This is a genomic window from Pseudomonas entomophila, assembly GCF_013523125.1.
Lineage (GTDB): Bacteria > Pseudomonadota > Gammaproteobacteria > Pseudomonadales > Pseudomonadaceae > Aquipseudomonas > Aquipseudomonas entomophila_B.
This window is the reverse complement of the sequence record NZ_JAAMQJ010000001.1, coordinates 21,586-39,026: the sequence shown is the minus strand read 5'-3', so window position 1 is coordinate 39,026 and position 17,441 is coordinate 21,586. Positions and strand designations below refer to the sequence as shown.

Sequence of the window (17,441 nt, the reverse complement as noted above, 5' to 3'; positions counted from 1 at the left end):
CGTCGATGGCAGTCAGGGCAGCAGACGCTACTTGGCGCCAGCCACGTGAGCGGCCTCGGCCTGTTCACGCTGGCGCTTGCGTCCGATGATCAGCACCGCGACGCCTGCCAGGGTGCATAGCGCAGCCAGCGGCATCAGCGCCAGCGAATAGCTGCCGGTGGCGTCGTGGATGGCGCCGTAGACGTTGACCATCACACCGCCCCCGATCAGGTTGGCCATGGCCCCGACGGCCGCCAACCCGGCCGCCGCGGTGGAGGACGACAGCCAACCCGACACCAGCGCCCAGAACGGGCCCTTCATCGAATAGGCCCCGACCAGGACCATGGTCAGCATCACCACCGTGGCCGGCAGGGACGTGGTGAACAGCGTCATCAGCAGGCCAGCGGCGATCAGCAGCATGGTCATCGCCGTGTGCCAGCGACGCTCGCCGGTACGGTCGGAGCTGCGGCCCCAGGCGATCATCAGGATCGAGGCGATGCCGTAGGGGATGGCGTTGACCAGGCCGATCTCCAGGGCGCTCAGGCCGAAGGTCTTGAGCAGTTGCGGTGCCCACACGCTCATGGTGCTGCCCGCAGCGGAAGCGCCGGAGTAGATCAGCGCCAGGATCCAGATGTCCTTGTGGCGCAGCAGCTTCCACAACGAGATGTGGCCGATGGCGGTCTTCTTCGCCGATTCCTGTGCCAGACGCTGGGTGAGCCAGCCGCGTTGCTCGTCGCTCAGCCAGGTGGCCTGCTCGGGGCGGTCGGTCAGCACGAACAGACAGGCGATGCCCAGCAGGACCGCCGGAATGCCTTCGAGGATGAACAGCCAGTGCCAGCCGCGCATGCCCATCCAGCCATCCAGGCTCAACAGCAGCCCTGACAGGGGCGAGCCGATGAAGTTGGCCGCCGGGATCGCCACCATGAACAGCGCCACCATGCGCGCCCGGTAGGCCGACGGCAGCCAGTAGGTGAGGTACAGCAGCACGCCGGGAAAGAACCCGGCTTCGGCGGCGCCGAGCAGAAAGCGCATCACGTACAGCGAGTGGGCGCCCTGCACGAAGGCGGTGCCGGCGGAAATCAGGCCCCAGGTGATCATGATCCGGGCGATCCAGATCCGCGCACCGTAGCGCTGCATGGCCAGGTTGCTGGGCACCTCGACCAGGAAGTAGGCGAAGAAAAACAGGCTGCTGGCAAAACCGAACACCTTGGCCGTGAGCTGCAGGTCTTCGTTCATCTGCAACGACGCCATGCCGATGTTGCCGCGGTCGATGATCGCGATCAGGTAGCAGAGGATCAGGAACGGCAGCAGGCGCCAGGCGACGCGCCGCATGGTGCTGCGTTCGAGCTCGTCCGGCAGGGAGGGGGTGGAAGTCATGGTGCTCTCCAATTGTTGTTTTTCTGGAGCCAAACGTCGTGAACGTGCCTCGCCTTGCCAGCGGGCACGGGTGGGGAAGCGGTCAGCTGGCGAACAGGTGGCGGTTGACCACACAGCGCGGATCCAGCGCCGTACCTGCCCAGGCATCGAGGACCTGTCGCACCGCCACCAGGCCCACACGGTCGCGGGACTCGGTGGTGTTGGCGCCCACGTGTGGCGTGGCGACCAGGTTCGGCAGGCGCCACAGTGGGCTGTCGGCAGGGGGTGGCTCGGGGCTGAACGTGTCCAGGCCGGCCCCGGCGATGCGCCGGGTCTCGAGTGCGGTCACCAGGGCCTGGGTGTCGACCAGTTCGCCGCGGGCGGTGTTGATCAGGATCGCGCCAGGGCGCATGCGGTCGAACTGCGCCGCGCCGATCAGGTGGTGGTTGGTGTCGGTCAGCGGGCAGTGCAGGCTGATGATATCGCTGTCGGCCAGCAGGCGGTCGATATCCGTTTCGCGCTGCACATGGGGACGCTCGGGCAATTGCTGCAGGTAGGGGTCGAACACCTTGACCTGCATGCGCAGCGGCGCCACCAGGTCCATCAGGAGACTGCCGATCGAACCCAGGCCGACCAGACCCAGGGTCTTTCCGGCCAGCTCGATGCCATTGGCCGAGGCCTTGTCCCAGTGCCCCTGGCGCACGCGGGCGTCGAGGTGCGCGGTCTGGCGCGCCACGCTGAACATCAGGGCGAAGGCCAGCTCGGCCACCGACTGGGCGTTGGCGCCAACGGCGATCGTCACCGGAATGCCACGGTCGGCAGCGGCCTGGAGGTCGATGGTGTTGTAGCCCACGCCATGCTTGGCGATCACCCTCAGCGCGTCCGACGCCTCGATCATGGCGCGGGTGAGTGCACCCTGGCGCACCACGATCGCGTCGGGCTGTTCGGCGCGAATGATCGCTTCCAGCGCGTCGGCCGGCAGGTAGGGCGTGGTCGGAACGACCCGGATGCCGTGCTCGGCGGCGAGGGCCATGGCTTCGTCAGCGAGCGCGGGGCCGGTCAGCAGAAGGGTTCGGGACATGGGGATACCTTGTTCTTGTAAGGCGCGTGCAGCGCGATCCGCCATTCGATGATGGCTTGATAGGAACCCTATCATAATGAAATGACGTTGCAAGAAAATAAAATGTGGGGTGAAACACCTTCTTCAAAAGAAATAAAAAAGACATTGCCAGAGAAATTATGAAATGACATTCTAAAAATAGATCGGCAGCTGCCGGTGACATCGAATAACACCACAAGAGGTATGTCATATGAGCATTGGCTTTCAGGTGCTGGATCGCACGCGCACCGTCGGAGAGGAATGGGTGTCGCGGTTCCGTGAGGTTCCCGTCGCCAACGTGAGCGATTCGATGCACCGCATGACGGCCGGGGGCGCACGCCTGCGGCCCATGCACCGGGAAGGCGTGCTCTGCGGCCCGGCCCTGACCGTCAAGGCCCGCCCGGGGGACAACCTGATGCTGCATCACGCGATCGACATCGCCCGACCGGGCGACGTGATCGTGGTCGATGCCGGCGGCGACCTGAGCAACGCGCTGATCGGCGAGATGATGGTGGCCTACGCGATCAAGCGTGGCGTGGCGGGCATCGTCATCAACGGTGCGATCCGCGACTCGGCCACCCTTGGGGCCGGCGATTTCCCGCTGTTCGCCGCAGGCGTGTCGCACCGGGGGCCTTACAAGGACGGCCCCGGCGAGATCAACGTGCCGATCGCCATCGATGGTATGGTGATCGAGCCCGGCGACCTGGTGATCGGTGACGATGACGGCCTGCTGTGCGTGCCTTATGCGCACGTCGCGACCGTCTACGCGGCCGCGACTGCCAAGCACGCTGCCGAAACCGCACAGATGCAACACATTGCCCAAGGCACCAACGACCGCTCCTGGGTCCTGGAGTCCTTGAAGAAGAAAGGCTGCCTGCTGCCAGGCTGATCGTCACGTACCGTGCGCCTTGGGATGAGGCGCACTGGGAGGTGATGCGTCGGTGCTGGCCGTGGGCTCCATGAGGATGTCACACACGTGTCCGGTTCATCGTCGTCCCAGCGCTCGCGTTGGCCCCAGGCCCTGCGGGCGCTCGCCCACCGCAATTTCCAGATCTACTTCGCCAGCCAGGGCATCTCCACGTTGGGCAAATGGGTGCAGCAGGTGGCGCTGTCCTGGCTGGCCTATCACCTGACCGGCTCGGCGGCGTTGCTGGGGCTGATCACCTTCCTGTCCCTGGCCCCGCAGCTGCTCATCGGCCCGCTGGCCGGGGCCTGGATCGACCGGCACGACAAACGTCGCCTGTTGATCGGCGTGCAGTCGATCCTGGTGGCGCAATCGCTGGCGTTGGCCGGCGTCACCTGGGCCGGCTGGAGCGACGGCCCGTTCCTGGCCGGCATGGCCCTGCTGCTGGGTGTGCTCAATGCTCTGGAGACGCCGCTGCGCCAAGCGTTGATCGCCCGTTTCGTCGAAGACCCCGCCGACCTGCCCAATGCCTTGGCACTCAACGCCATGCTGATCAACGCCGCGCGCTTCGTCGGGCCGCCCTTGGCCGGCGTGCTGATCGCCACGGCAGGCGAGGCGGCCTGCTTCGCCCTGACCGCGTTCGCCTTCCTGGCCCTGCTGGGTGGGCTGTTCACGGTACGTGCGGTGGCCGATCCGAAGGCCACCGGTTCCACGGCGCATGTGCTGCGCGAGGGGCTGGTCTACCTGTGGCGTACCCGCCACGTACGCCAGCTGCTGGTCAACGTGATCCTGGTCAACCTGCTGGCGTCCTGCTACGCCGCGTTGCTGCCGGTGTTGGCCAAGTCGGTCTTCGACGGAGACGCGCAGGTGCTGGGCTGGTTGTGGGGCGCGGCGGGGGCGGGCGCCTTCGTCGCCACCCTGGTGCTGGCCTTGGCCGGTACGGTGTCGCGGCTGCGCCGCTTCACCGACGCCGGTGCCGTGCTGTGCGCGCTCGCCCTGGGGCTCTTGGGGTGCTCCAGTCTGCTGCCCGGCGCGTTGGTGGCCCTGGCCGTGCTCGGGTTCGGCATCACCCTGAGCAATGTCAGCACCAACATGCAGTTGCAGAGCGGGGCGCCGAGCCACCTGCGCGGCCGTGTGATCGCCTTCTACATCGCCGTGCGCTTCGGCTTCGAAGCCCTGGGCGGCATGGCGGCCGGGCTCATCGCCGCCCGCTGGGGCGCTTCGGTGACCCTGGGCATCGCGGGCGGCGTGCTGGTCGTCGGCCTGCTGGGCCAGTACGGTCTGCGCGGGCGGACATCCACAGCAGAGACCGAACCTGCGAACGGCTGACGTTGGCGTGCGCCGACCGTTGGCGGATAATGGCGTCCTTTGCCCTGTGGCCTTCGCCCAGGGCCTCCCTGCGATGAGGTGTTGCACATGGTGAAAGCGCGGCCGCGCCCAGCGGTGAATGGGGTGGCGTCGGCGGACCGGGTCCTGACCGTGTTGACCGCCTTCCAGATAGGCGATGCGGCGCTGAGCCTGGTCGAGCTGGTCGAGCGGACCGGGCTGATCAAGAGTACGATCATGCGCTTGATGGTCTCCCTGGAAAACCACGGCTTCATCACCCGCATGGCCGATGGTCGTTACCAGTTGGCCAGCGAAGTCATGCGCCTGAACGCGGTCTACCAGGAAGCGCTGGACCTGGAGCGTCACGTCATGCCGCGCCTGCACCTCCTGGCCGAGCAGACCGGCGAAACCGCGTCCTTCTACGTGCGCCACGGCGCCTACCGGATGTGCCAGTACCGGGTCAATTCCTCGCACCGGCTGCGCCTGAACCTGCAGCCCGGCGACATGCGCCCCATGGACGAGGCGGCCGGAGCGCAGGCCTTGCGCGCCCCTTACGAGGTGGGCATCGCCGTGCAGAAGCCTTACTACTCCAAGGGTGCCACCGACCCCCATGCCGCGTCCATGGCCTTGCCGATCTACGGCGCGCAACAGGAACTCATGGGGGCGCTGGTCATTTCCGGGCCGGCCGGCCGCCTGACCGAAGAATCCGCCGAAAGCTTCAGGCAGCTGTTCTTCGACACCGCACACGACCTGATGCGCAGCCTGGGTTTCAAGCCGGCGGCGTCGGGCGCTGAAACGCCACAGTAGCGTCAGGGGCAGTCTTTACCGCTCAGGGCAGCATGAACGCTTCATGGACACCTGTTCCGTCACGTCGGCAGCGCTGTCGCCAGGCGTCCAACCACCTCCGTTTCCACGGCGCCTTCGGCCACCTCCAGCCCGAACACGGCGCAGCAGGCTGAAGCCGCGCCCTCACGGACCCAGTAGACGGCGATGACACTGTCCGGCCCGCACCCCGTGTGCCCGCAGAGCGAGCGGCCCTCGGCGATCATTCCGTGCATCACGCCGAGCCCATAGCCCGGCACGACCCAAGGTCGCCCCGGCAAGGGACCGCCCAGTGTCCGCGCGTCCTGCAGCGCCCCAAGCAGGTCCGCCGACAGCAGATCACCCGCCAGCAGGCGATCCAGCAGAAGCGCGGCCTGCGACAGCGGCCCGATCAACAGGCCATGGTAGACCCAGGCAGGGTCGTAGTGCGGACGCAGGCCCAGGCAATCCGGGCCCACGTCGTCGCGCGTCTTGGCAAAGCGCACACCCGATAGACCCAGGGGATGCAGGACGCGCTGGCTCACCGCGTCCTCGAGCGGCAGCCCTGTCAGCTGTTCGATGAGCGTGCCGACGTGCCAATAGCCGACGTTCGAGTACCGCCAGTGCGTACCGGGGGTGTACCTGAGGCGCGAGCCCTCCAGCCGCTGCAGCATGTCGGTGACGGGCCAGGCCGATTCGCCCTGGGCGACCGCCGCATGATACGCGGGCAGTTCACCGTAATCGGCCAGCCCTGCCTCGTGCCGCAGCAGCTGACGCAAGGTGAACGGCCACCCTGCAACCGGCGCGTCCAGCGTCGTCAGGCCATCACGTACCAGGGACAGCGCCGTCGCGGCGAGTACGGTCTTGGTGACGCTCCACCACGGCACGCGCACATCGGGGGTCTCGGATGGCAGGGGCTGGCCGTTGAACACGAGCGTGCTGAACATGATCCTCCCAGGCGTTCGAGGAAGGGCAGTTACGGACCCCGGGTCCGTACGCCGCCCTGCGTCGACTAGAGCACGAAGTCTGCGGCCGTCAGGCCGGTGACGCCCACCATCTGGATGACGAACTCCGGTGCGCTGTCCGCATCGATGTTGCCGTACAAGACGCCGTCCTGGAACTTCAGCTGCCCGGCGGTGGTGAACGCCGTCGTGCCCTGGATGAAGGTATGGAACGCCTCGTTGGCCGCTGTCGCGGTGTTGGCGTCAAGCGCCCCCAGGTCGAGCTTGTCCTCGCCGCGCTTGAAATCGGTGATGACGTCCCACGTGGCACGTGTCAGCCCCATGTCGTTGAGCGTGGTGAACACGAAGGTGTCCTTGCCGGTGCCGCCGGTCAGGGTGTCCTTGCCCAGCCCACCGACCAGGCGGTCATTGCCGGCACCGCCGATCAGGGTGTCGTTGCCGGCGCCGCCGGTGAGGACGTTGTTCGCCGCGTTGCCCGTCAGCGTGTTGGCCAGCGCGTTGCCCGTCCCGTTGATCGCGGACGTGCCGGACAGGATCAGATTCTCCTGGTACTCACCCAGGGTGCGGGTCACGCTGGCGATGACCGTGTCGATACCACCGTTGGCTGCGGTCTCGATGACCTTGTCGTTGGCCGAGTCGACATAGTAGGTATCGTTGCCCATCCCGCCGATCATCGTGTCGGCACCCGCGCCGCCGTTGAGCACGTTGTTGCCGGCGTTGCCGGTCAGGGTGTTGGCCAGGGCATTGCCGGTGCCATTGAGGTGGGCGTTGCCGGACAGGGTCAGGTTTTCCTGATAGTCGCCCAAGGTACGCGTCACACTGGAGATGACCGTGTCGATGCCACCGTTGGCCGCGGTCTCGATGATCTTGTCGTTGGCCGAGTCGACATAGTAGATGTCGTTGCCCAGTCCGCCGATCATCGTATCGGCACCCGCGCCGCCGTTGAGCACGTTGTTGCCGTCGTTGCCGGTCAGGGTGTTGGCCAGGGCGTTGCCGGTGCCGTTGAGGTGGGCGTTGCCGGACAGGGTCAGGTTTTCCTGGTACTCACCCAGGGTACGGGTCACGCTGGAGACGACCGTGTCGATGCCGCCCTTGGCCGAGGTCTCGATGACCGTGTCGTTGACCGAGTCGACGTAGTAGGTGTCGTTGCCCAGGCCGCCGATCATCGTGTCGGCGCCCGCGCCGCCCTCGAGCACGTTGTTGCCGTCGTTGCCGGTCAACGTGTTGGCCAGGGCGTTGCCGGTGGCATTGAGGTGAGCCTTGCCGGACAAGGTCAGGTTTTCCTGGTACTCGCCCAAGGTACGGGTCACGCTGGAGATGACCGTATCGATGCCACCCTCGGCCGAGGTTTCCAGGACGACGTCATCGACCGAGTCGACGGAGTAGGTGTCGTTGCCCATCCCGCCGATCAGCGTGTCGGCACCCGCACCGCCGTCGAGGATGTCGTTGCCATCGCCGCCCTCCAGCCGGTCCCGGCCCCCCATGCCCTTGAGCACGTCATTGCCCGCGCCACCTTCGACCCAGTCGTCGGCGCCGGTGCCGGTGAAGGTGTCGTTGCCTGCGGTCAGCACCTTCTTGCCGGCACTCATCAGGATGCTGGTGTTGATGCCCAGGGCGGTCAGTTCGCTCGGGGAGTAGGTGCGGATGTTGCCTTGGAGGTCTTCGACTTGGACGCTGGTAATGTTATAGGTGCCAGGGAGGTTGGTCGGGGCGATGAACCATGTATCGGAAGACACGTCATCTGACCAAGAGTCGCTATATCCGCCATGGACCAAGAAATTGTACTTGTTGGTCGAGCGGTCATCGGCTGAAAATGAGTAGGTAAAATCTTTATCAAAATAGATGACAAGTTGCTTCACACCTGCCAAGTCGTCAGACGCTGCTCCGGACACGGTCAGCGCAGCCTTTCCTGAAGACAGATCGATAAGCGTAGGTATATCCAGCGAATTCAATTGGGGCGGCGTAATGTCAGGGGCTGAGTTGACAAAGTCAATGCTGGTATTGACGCCTAACTTTGCAAGCTCGCTTGGATTGTAAGTGCGGATGTTGCCCTGCAGGTCTTCAACGCTAACGCGGGTCACATGATAGGTCCCAGACGCATTGGTCGAAGCGATGAACCATGTGTCAGCCGATTTGCCATCTGACCAGGAGTTGCTGTAGCCGCCGTGCACCAAGAAGTTATAATTGTTGGTGGAGGTGTCCGTAGGTGTGAAAGAGTACGTGATGTCTCTGTCGAAGTATGTGACGACCTGCTTCACACCTGCCAAATTGTCTGTGGCTGAGCCAGAGATGGTCAAGGCGGCTTTTCCCGAAGACAGGTCTACGACCTTCGGGATGTTGAGGGATTTCAACTGTGGTAGCGTTGTGTCAGGTGTTGAGTTGACGAAATGAACGCTGGTGCTTATGCCCAGTTTGGCAAGTTCACTCGACTCATACGTCCGGGAGTTTCCTTGAAGGTCTTCGACTTGAACGCGGGTAACGTTGTAGTTTCCTGACGCATTGGTAGGAGCAATGAACCACGTTTCTGACGATGCGCCGTCTGACCAAGTATCGCTATAGCCGCCGTGGACCAAAAAATTGTACTTATTGGTCGATGCGTCAGTGGAAGTAAACGAATAGACAATCTCTTTATCAAAATAGATCACTACGTTCTTGATACCCGACTTGTCATCGGACGCCTTCCCCGACACCGTCAGGCCTGCCTTCCCTGACCCAAGATCGACCACCGTCGGTATACGCAGCGACAACAACGTAGGGGCAAGGGTATCTGCAGTAGCGCTCATTGAACGTTATCCGTAAGCAGTCGAACATCGAGAAGGGTAGGAGGCCAGCGAGGCTCAGTAGCGCAGACGCCGGATCGGCAGGTTCCCGCGCGTGTATTGTTGGTAACCGGTGTAGGGCAGCAGGAGCGTATCGACGACGCCCGACACGGCCATGTCCACCTCGACCGGATAGGGCGCCCAGTGCTCGCCAGGCCTGACCGGCCCGTTCAGCGTGCAGTACTGGTACGCCACGCCGCTGTAAGCACGCGGCAGGGAGTGGCAATAGCTGTCGTACTGCGCCAGGTCGTCGACGGACTTCGACTCATTGGACAGGGTCCGTACGGTGCCGCAGCCACACAGTGCCGCCGCCAGCACACAGACAATCCATCGCTTCATCGAGCCACTCCAGTGATGGCCTAATCATAGCTCGGCTGGCTCCCAACCTGCCACTGGGCGCCGAGCGATGAATCCCGCCTTCCGACGAACGTCCGCTACCCGCTCAGCGGCCGTGCGCTCCAAGGCCAGGCGAGGAATTTTCATGGCCCCACGCCATTCGTGGCAGCTTGGGCGGCGCAGGCTGCCGGCGCTTGTGGCTCACGGCTCCAGGCTGCACATCCGGTAACCATCGCCGCGCAGGGTGTGCAGCAGCTTGGTGCCGAAGGGTTTGTCCACGGCTTGTCGGATCTGGTGAATATGGCTGCGAATACTGTCGACGTTCTTGTCATGGTCGGTCGAGCCCCACAGCAGCTGCTCCAGGGTCTTGCGCTTGACCAGGGCCGGGCTGCTGCGCATCAGCACTTCCAGGATCTTCAGGTTGGCGGAGCTGAGCTTGATCGGCGTGTCGCCTCGGCGCACCTGCAGCGTGTCGAGGTCCAGCTCCAGGTCCAGCAGGGTGAGGGTGCGGCCGCGCTGCCCGTGGCGTCGGGACACGATGGCCTCGAGCCGCGCCAGGATCTCGGCCATGGCGAAGGGCTTGACCACGTAGTCGTCGGCGCCCACGCCGAACCCCTTGAGCCGGTCCTCCAGCTCGTCGCGGGCGGTCAGCATGATGATGGCCGCCGCGCTGTGGGCGCGCTGGCGCAACAGCTGGCAGATGTCATTGCCATCGATGCCCGGCAGCATGATGTCGAGAATGATCGCGTCGAAACGCCCGGTCTCGGCCAGGTGCAGGCCGGTCAGGCCGTCCCGGGCGCCGGTGACGGCATGGCCGCGGAGTTCGAAAAAGTCGACGAGGTTGTCATGGATGTCACGGTTGTCTTCAACGATCAGCAGGTTCATGCAGGCGCGTTCCTAAAGGCCACGATCGAACAGGGACGGTGGGCAGGCGCGGCGGCGCGCCGCGACGCATTTGAAGGCCTGGGCGGTCGCGGTTGTGTCGACAAAACGTTAACTATTCGTGAAAGCCCGTGCCCGGTGAACGGCGGCTTTCACGGTGTCTGGCGTCGGGTGAATGGCCGCTGAATCACGTTCCCTCCACGCGGCCTCAAGGCCTTTCGCTTTTCGCCTGGCCATCGGCGTGCCGTGCGTGGCGAAGACCCTGGCCTACACCGTGCTGACGATCGGGCTGTGCACCGGTATCGTCACCCCGCTCAAAGGGGTGACCGACGTGCAGTGTCCCTGGAGCCTGCAGGACTTTGGCGCCAGCGAGCCCTACGTGCCGTTGTTGGGAGAACGTGTGGATTCGGCCAAGCCGGGCCGCTGCTGGCCTGGCGGGCATGCCTGCACCGGCTTTGCCCTGCTGGCCCTGTATTTCGCCTTGCGCGACCGGCATCCACGAGCCGGCCGCATCGCCGGCGCCGTTCAGGTTTTTTTCACATGCGCTTCACCCATGCCCCATGCAGCGCTGCCTAGAGTGCCGCCATCCAAAGGGTGCCGGGCTTGGTCGCCGCGCACCGTGTCCCTGTGTCGGAGCGACGCCATGCAACCTGTTACCCTGCTATCTTCCACGCTGCCCGAATCCTCACTGAAACACCGGGTTCACACCCGCAGGTGGATGAAAGGCATGATCGGCCTGTCGATCGTGCTGGCCGCGCTTGCCGCCTGGTACGCCGCGCAGACCCGCGTGCTGGACGTAAAGGACGCCGTCCAGTGGCGCGACAGCGGCATCGCGGCGCAGTGGGCCTTGGGCAACGTGGTGCTGCTGGTCCGCCATGCCGAACGGTGCGACCGCTCCGAGCACGTGTGCCTGGCCGACCCGGACGGCATCACCGTGCTGGGCAGCCAGCAGGCTACCGAGGTCGGTAAAGGCCTGGCCCTGTTGCCGCAAGACGGTACCGAACGCGTGAGCAGCCCGGAAGTCCGCACCCGACAGACCGCCCAGTTCCTCTTCGGTCAGCCGCTCGCCACGCAGGAGTGGGTGGGCGACTGCGACAAGGACTTCGCCCAGGCCGCGCTCGCGCACAAGCACGCCGGGCACAACCTGGTCCTGGTCACCCACAGCGGCTGCATCGACCAGCTGGAACGACACCTGCACGTACCGGGCGGGGAGCGTTCCAGTGCCTACGCCAGTGCACTGTTCGTCGCCGTGCCCGACGCAGGCAGGGCGCGTCTGCTCGGGCAGGTGAAGGCTCGCGCGTGGGAGCACCTGCTGGTCGGTGCCGTGCGTTGAACCGGTCGCCCTGCAGGCAAGGGTTTGCAGGCGAATCCGCGATTCGTCGGCGCGGTTACCCCCGTATTCAAGTTTGGCAACGACCCTACGATAACCCTGCAAGATCTCCAATTCGTATGGGTTACTCATGCTTGCAAAACGTACTATCGCCCAGACACTCGGTGCCGGCTTTGGCATCATCATCCTGATCATCTGCATCCTGATCGGCATCGCCCGCAACGGTTTTGGCGAGATCAACGACACCACGCGCTGGAACATCCACACCTACAAGGTGCTCGATGGCGCCGCCACCCTGTTGATCAGCCTGACCAACGTCGAGACGGGCATGCGCGGCTTCGCCTTGAGCGGTCAGGACGACTTCCTGCAGCCGCTGGTCTCTGGCAAGGCCGCGTTCGAGGACACCTGGAGCGAGCTCAAGACGCTTACCTCGGACAATCCGGTCCAGCAGAAGCGCCTGGACGAGATCAAGGCCACGCAACAACGCTGGATGAGCGAAGACATCGACGCGACGTTGGCCCTGCGCCGTGACGTCGTGGCGGGTCGGGCGACCCTGGAAGCGGTCGTTCAACGCATCATCGCGCGTCAGGACAAGGTCAAGATGGACCGGATGCGCGCGCTCATCGTCGAGATGCAGGCCGATGAGACCAAGCTGCTGACGGCCCGCACGGATGCGATGGAGAGGGCGACCAACGTCGCCAACCTCAGCCTGCTGGTAGGTGGCGCCGTGGCGGCATTGCTGGCGCTGGCCATCGCCATCGGCCTCTCTTCCTCCATCCGCAAGCGGCTGAACGCGGCCATCGCGGTCGCCGACGGCATCGCTGCAGGCCGGCTCGATGGCCACATCGATACGCAGGCAGGCGACGAAATCGGCCGTCTGATGAAGGCCTTCGCAGGCATGCAGACACGCCTGCGCGCGATGATCACCGACATCAAGGGCGGCGCCCAGCAATTGCTCGAATCCGCCCGCGAGATCGCCCATACCTCCGAGGCGCTGACGGCATCGGCCCACGAACAGTCGCACTCGGCCTCGTCCATGGCGGCCACGGTGGAAGAGTTGACCGTCAGCATCGGCCATGTGGCCACCAGCGCCAACGAGGCGCATGCGATTTCCACCGATTCCGGCAAGCTGTCCACCGATGGCGGCGCGGTGATCCAGAACACCCTCCACAGCATGAGCCGCATCGCCGGCACCGTGCAGCATTCGGCGCAGCAGATTGGCGAATTGGGGCGGCACATCGAGCAGATCACCTCGGTCGTCAACGTGATCAGCGCGATCGCCGAGCAGACCAACCTGCTGGCCCTGAACGCAGCCATCGAAGCGGCCCGTGCCGGTGAACAGGGGCGTGGCTTTGCGGTGGTGGCGGACGAAGTGCGCCTGCTCGCCCAGCGCACGGGGACTTCGACGTCGGAGATCGGCGACATGATCGGCAAGATCCAGTCCAGCGCCCAGGAGGCCGTCAGCCAGATGGACGTGGGGGTCGAGCAGGTCAACCAGGGGCTGGAGCTGACCCAGTCGGCCAACGTCGCGATCGAGCAGATTCGCGGTGGCTCGGGCCGCATCATCGGCGTGGTGGATCAGATTTCCATGGCCTTGAACGAGCAGACCGCAGCCAGCCAGGACGTTGCCCGCAGCGTGGAGCGCATCGCCCAGATGGCACAGGAGAGCAGCGAACGCATCCGCGGGGCTGCGCAGGGCGCGGCCAACATCGAGCAACTGGCGCATGCGTTGGACAGGCAGGTCGCCCAGTTCAGGCTCTGACGCACCAGGGCGGCTGCGGGAGAGGCTGACCCGTGGCCTGTCCTGCGGCGCCTTGCAGTGGCAGCTGATCGCTGCCCGGTGAGGCGTTCGCGCACATCAGCCGCGACGCAGCAGGACCACCTGCCCGGCAAGAAAGCGTGATCACTCCAATGGGGGTGCATCAGCCCTCCTAACTAGGTAGACTGACCTACCTAATTTTGGAGGCTTCCCCCGTGCCCAACGCCAAGAACAAGGCCGCAAAAGACCGTCTTCTCGACGCGGCTGCAGTGCTTTTCTATAACGACGGCATCACTGCGACAGGGATCGACACCCTGACGGCGAAGGCGGGTGTGGCGAGAATGAGCCTGTACAACAACTTCACATCCAAGGCCGAACTGGTCGCGGCGTTTATCGAGGCAAGGCACGCCGAGTGGTTGGCGCTATACGAAAAGCGCGTGAGCCACGCCACCACGGCCCAGGCCCGCGTGTTGGCGATCTTCGATGCCTATGCCGATCACGCCAATTTCGCTTATGAGAGAGGCTTTCGCGGCTGCGGTCTGCTGAACGCGGCTGCCGAATTACCGGTGGGCGATGCAGGTCGTGACGCCGTCAGGCGGCACAAGGAAGAAGTCGAGCAATTGCTGGTCATGCACCTGACCGAACGCTTGCCTGGGCGCCCCGACGTTGTCAGGCAGACTGCCGCGCACCTTTCGTTTCTGCTGGAAGGGGCAATGTCGCGTGCGGGACTTGAAGGCAACGATTCCCGCGTGCAGCAGGCGCGCCTGATTACCGTGTCATTACTGGAGGCGCTATGACCGCTGCCGCGTCCTCGCAAGCCCGCGGCCGGTTTTTTGGGGTCTTTTGCGTCCTGGGCGCCTCAGTGTTATGGGACACCACCGGTACTGCCGCCACCTTCGCACCGCACGTCAGTCCACTGGCCATTGGTGCGGTCGCGATGGGCATCGGCGGTTTACTGCAAATGCTCTTGGCGCTGCGCACGATAGCGATTGATCGGAGTCGGTTGCGCGAGCATTGGAGGTTGGTGCTGATGGGCGCCATCGCCGTGGCGATCTATCCGCTGGCGTTCTACAGCTCCATGCGCCTGGCAGGCGTGACCATTGGCACGGTGATCACGATAGGCTCGGCGCCGTTGCTTAGCACGATCATCGAGCGGGTGTTCGATGGCAAGCCATTGACTGTTCGATGGATGATAGGCGCAACGTTGGGATCGATCGGCACGCTGCTGTTATGCATCGCCAAGGCGCGGGGCCACGCGGATTCATCCGTGCATGCGTCACTGCTGCAAAGCGTGTCGGGTGTGTTGCTAGGGTTGGTGGCAGGCGTGACCTATGCGCTGTATTCGTGGACGGCCCACCGACTGATGCGCAAGGACATTTCGTCCAGCGCAGCGATGGGCGCGACATTCGGCCTGGGTGGTTTACTGCTTATACCCGTGCTGCTGGTGACCGGCGCGAGCCTGTTACAAAGCTGGAATAACGCCATGGTGGGGCTCTACATGATTCTGGTGCCGATGTTCCTGGGTTACATCCTGTTCGGCATCGGCCTTTCCCGCATTACCGCCAGCACCGCTACGACACTTTCTTTGATCGAGCCGGTGGTTGCGGCGGCGCTGGCCGTGGTGATCGTCGGGGAACGCCTGCCTGCGCTCGGCTGGGTAGGCGCCGCGTTGATCGTCTGCTGCTTGTATGTACTGGTCCGTCAGCCCCAGGCCCAGGAAGAAGAAATAGAGGCGCAGCCTTCGACGCCCCTCCCTAGGATCGACACGGTCGGGTCACAGGCGAGCCGGTGATCATGCCCTGGGCGCCTGCCGTGCCTGGCCGACTTTTTTAGCCTGCCGCAGCACGGGAAACAGGCGCGCTAGAGCGGTACGGCTTGATTCAGGCGCCGCCGTCGACACGGTCAGTGCACCGCCTTGACGGGTTCGTTCGTCCAAAGTTATCTCGCGCGCAATTGACCGAACGTCCATCGCGATATTTACTGTACATGCATACAGAATATCCACCGGACTTTCACCATGACCATTTCCTTCCTGGGTACGCCAACCGGCGGCACCGCCACACTGCCTCTCTATTCCTTCCAGGTACCGGCCGGTTTCCCATCGCCGGCGGCCGATCACCTGGAAGGTCACATATCGCTGGACGAGCTGTTCGCCCTCCGTGCCCCCCACGTCTACCTGGTGAAGGTCGAGGGGGACAGTATGCAGGGCGCGGGCATCTACTCCGGCGACTTGGTGATCGTCGACCGTGGCCGTGAAGCCGAGCACGACGACATCGTCATCGCGGCGGTGAACAGCGAGCCGGTGTGCAAGCGTCTGTACCGTCGCGATGGGGTCGTGGTGCTGAAATCCGAGAATCCAGCCTATGCCGACCGCTACATTCTGGAAGGCGACGAGCTGGTGATCTGGGGCGTGGTGCGCTATAGCGTGCGCGATCATGCGCAGTGATCAGGTCTTCGCGCTCATCGACTGCAACGCGTTCTATGCAAGCTGCGAGCGCGTTTTCCGGCCCGACCTGGCCAAGGTGCCCATCGTGGTGCTGAGCAACAACGACGGATGCGTCATCGCCCGGTCTTCCGAGGCCAAGCCCTACGTGAAGATGGGCGAGCCGTTCTTTCAGGCCAAGTCGAAGCTGCGCAAGCACGGCATCATCGCGTTCAGCAGCAACTATGCGCTGTACGGCGACATGAGCGAGCGGGTCATGTGCACCATCGAGGCCATGGTACCTGCCACCGAGGTCTACAGCATCGATGAATGCTTCGCCGACCTGACGGGCATCACCGAGGACCTGACTCGGTTCGGCCACCGTGTGCGGGCGCGGGTGCTCCAGTGCACCGGCATTCCCGTGAGTGTCGGCATTGCGCCGACCAAGACCCTGGCCAAGCTGGCGAACCACACCGCCAAACGATTGCGGTCGCACACCGGCGGCGTGGTCGACATCTGCGATCCCTTCAAGCGTGACTGGGTGCTGCGCAACACCGCGGTCGACGAGGTGTGGGGCATCGGTAGGCGCATGACGGCGCACCTGCAGGGCATGGGCATCCACAGCGCCATGGACCTTGCTCGGGCCGACGCCAGGACGCTACGCCAGACATTCAGCGTGGTCATCGAGAAGACCGCCCGCGAGCTGACCGGCACGCCATGCCTTGAGCTGGATGAGGCCGAGCCGCCGAAGCAAGAGATCTGCTGCAGCCGAATGTTCGGCCGACGCCTGGAGGCGCTGGCGCCGATCAAGCAGGCCGTGGCCACCTATGTCGCACGCGCTGCCGAGAAGCTGCGGGCGCAGGGCTCGGTGTGCAAGCGCATGCGCGTGAGTATCCGTACCGGCCTGTTCAATCCGGACGAGGTGCATCATGCTCAGGGCGTGCTGGTGGAGCTGCCGTACCCGACCTGCGACACGTTGCTGATGACGAGCCTGGCCACGGAAGCGGTCGACCGCCTTTACAGGCAAGGCTGCCGGTACAGCAAGGCGGAGGTGCTGCTGATGGATGTGAGACAGCCTGGAGCGTTTTCAGAGGCGTTGTTCGCGTCGAAGCAGTCGGTGGCGTGTGACCGACTGATGAGTGTGGTGGATACCATCAATGAACGCTGGGGGAGGGGGACGGTACGAACGGCCAGCGTGCCGGCATCGCCCGACTGGGGAATGAGGCAGGACATGATGAGCCCATCCTATACGACGCGGATAGACCAGCTTTGGAAGGTCAGATGTTAGGCCTGCCGGAAAATCGGCTCTTCGTCAGCATGGATAGCCAGTTCCGAGGCTTCCACGTGGAGCGGCTGGACAGCCGCGACTCGACGGCCAGCCAGCGGGTCGGCAAGGCCGGGGCCGCAGGTGAACGGGTGATCACCCGTTGCGAGCCGGCTGAGTTGGGTTACTTGTTCGAGCTGAG

At 64.4% G+C, this 17,441-nt stretch carries 15 protein-coding genes and 1 pseudogene; 10 read left to right on the top strand and 6 right to left on the bottom strand.

Translation table 11 applies throughout. The features are described from left to right. Positions 1 to 27 precede the first annotated feature (27 nt). Entirely contained in the window at positions 28 to 1,356 is a 1,329-nt protein-coding gene (locus G7007_RS00155; RefSeq protein ID WP_181098480.1) for an MFS transporter, read from the bottom strand. An 82-nt stretch (positions 1,357 to 1,438) separates the two neighbouring features. Beyond that, the gene (locus G7007_RS00150; protein WP_181098478.1) at positions 1,439 to 2,416 is read right to left on the bottom strand and encodes a hydroxyacid dehydrogenase; all 978 of its coding nucleotides are present in this window, start codon (positions 2,414 to 2,416) and stop codon (positions 1,439 to 1,441) included. Positions 2,417 to 2,645: 229 nt separating this feature from the next. Here G7007_RS00150 and G7007_RS00145 point away from each other — a divergent pair, with 229 nt between their 5' ends. The 3 genes from G7007_RS00145 to G7007_RS00135 all read left to right on the top strand — a co-directional run bounded on the left by G7007_RS00145 (position 2,646) and on the right by G7007_RS00135 (position 5,471). Continuing rightward, positions 2,646 to 3,323 carry an RraA family protein gene (locus G7007_RS00145; protein ID WP_181098476.1) on the top strand — a complete coding sequence of 226 codons (678 nt, stop codon included), beginning with the start codon at positions 2,646 to 2,648 and terminating at the stop codon, positions 3,321 to 3,323. 87 nt (positions 3,324 to 3,410) lie between these two features. Further along, the gene (locus G7007_RS00140; RefSeq protein ID WP_375139465.1) at positions 3,411 to 4,667 is read left to right on the top strand and encodes an MFS transporter; all 1,257 of its coding nucleotides are present in this window, start codon (positions 3,411 to 3,413) and stop codon (positions 4,665 to 4,667) included. Positions 4,668 to 4,754: 87 nt separating this feature from the next. Beyond that, complete coding sequence (locus tag G7007_RS00135; RefSeq protein ID WP_181098475.1) at positions 4,755 to 5,471, top strand: IclR family transcriptional regulator; 717 nt, start codon at positions 4,755 to 4,757, stop codon at positions 5,469 to 5,471. A gap of 59 nt (positions 5,472 to 5,530) precedes the next feature. Here the strand turns inward: G7007_RS00135 and G7007_RS00130 are convergent, their stop codons facing one another. The 4 genes from G7007_RS00130 to G7007_RS00115 all read right to left on the bottom strand — a co-directional run bounded on the left by G7007_RS00130 (position 5,531) and on the right by G7007_RS00115 (position 10,467). Beyond that, positions 5,531 to 6,412 carry a serine hydrolase domain-containing protein gene (locus G7007_RS00130; RefSeq protein ID WP_181098473.1) on the bottom strand — a complete coding sequence of 294 codons (882 nt, stop codon included), beginning with the start codon at positions 6,410 to 6,412 and terminating at the stop codon, positions 5,531 to 5,533. Positions 6,413 to 6,477: 65 nt separating this feature from the next. Beyond that, on the bottom strand, positions 6,478 to 8,163 hold the full coding sequence (locus G7007_RS00125) for a calcium-binding protein (protein WP_181098471.1): 1,686 nt from the start codon (positions 8,161 to 8,163) through the stop codon (positions 6,478 to 6,480). Between the two features lie 1,101 nt (positions 8,164 to 9,264). Next, positions 9,265 to 9,585, bottom strand: a complete 321-nt coding sequence (locus G7007_RS00120; RefSeq protein ID WP_181098470.1) for a YceK/YidQ family lipoprotein — start codon at positions 9,583 to 9,585, stop codon at positions 9,265 to 9,267. 198 nt (positions 9,586 to 9,783) lie between these two features. Beyond that, entirely contained in the window at positions 9,784 to 10,467 is a 684-nt protein-coding gene (locus G7007_RS00115; protein WP_181098468.1) for a response regulator transcription factor, read from the bottom strand. 172 nt (positions 10,468 to 10,639) lie between these two features. On the opposite strand from G7007_RS00115, the gene G7007_RS22340 reads away from it, so the two are divergent. The 7 genes and pseudogenes from G7007_RS22340 to G7007_RS00085 all read left to right on the top strand — a co-directional run bounded on the left by G7007_RS22340 (position 10,640) and on the right by G7007_RS00085 (position 17,263). After that, the gene (locus G7007_RS22340) at positions 10,640 to 11,797 is read left to right on the top strand and encodes a lipopolysaccharide core heptose(II)-phosphate phosphatase PmrG (protein WP_308852271.1); all 1,158 of its coding nucleotides are present in this window, start codon (positions 10,640 to 10,642) and stop codon (positions 11,795 to 11,797) included. A gap of 127 nt (positions 11,798 to 11,924) precedes the next feature. Further along, positions 11,925 to 12,701 (top strand): annotated as a pseudogene (locus G7007_RS22445) (CHASE3 domain-containing protein); the annotation flags it as partial. Further along, positions 12,675 to 13,556: a methyl-accepting chemotaxis protein gene (locus G7007_RS22440; protein ID WP_375139468.1), complete on the top strand. Its 882-nt coding sequence runs from the start codon at positions 12,675 to 12,677 to the stop codon at positions 13,554 to 13,556. The pseudogene G7007_RS22445 and the gene G7007_RS22440, both read left to right, overlap by 27 nt. Before the next feature lie 212 nt (positions 13,557 to 13,768). Then, on the top strand, positions 13,769 to 14,350 hold the full coding sequence (locus G7007_RS00100) for a TetR/AcrR family transcriptional regulator (protein WP_308852270.1): 582 nt from the start codon (positions 13,769 to 13,771) through the stop codon (positions 14,348 to 14,350). Then, positions 14,347 to 15,345: a DMT family transporter gene (locus tag G7007_RS00095; protein ID WP_181098465.1), complete on the top strand. Its 999-nt coding sequence runs from the start codon at positions 14,347 to 14,349 to the stop codon at positions 15,343 to 15,345. Before G7007_RS00100 ends, G7007_RS00095 begins: the two co-directional genes overlap by 4 nt. Before the next feature lie 225 nt (positions 15,346 to 15,570). Further along, positions 15,571 to 15,999, top strand: coding sequence for a LexA family protein (locus G7007_RS00090; protein WP_181098463.1), 429 nt, complete (start codon positions 15,571 to 15,573; stop codon positions 15,997 to 15,999). Then, on the top strand, positions 15,989 to 17,263 hold the full coding sequence (locus tag G7007_RS00085; RefSeq protein ID WP_181098462.1) for a Y-family DNA polymerase: 1,275 nt from the start codon (positions 15,989 to 15,991) through the stop codon (positions 17,261 to 17,263). Before G7007_RS00090 ends, G7007_RS00085 begins: the two co-directional genes overlap by 11 nt. Positions 17,264 to 17,441 lie beyond the last annotated feature (178 nt).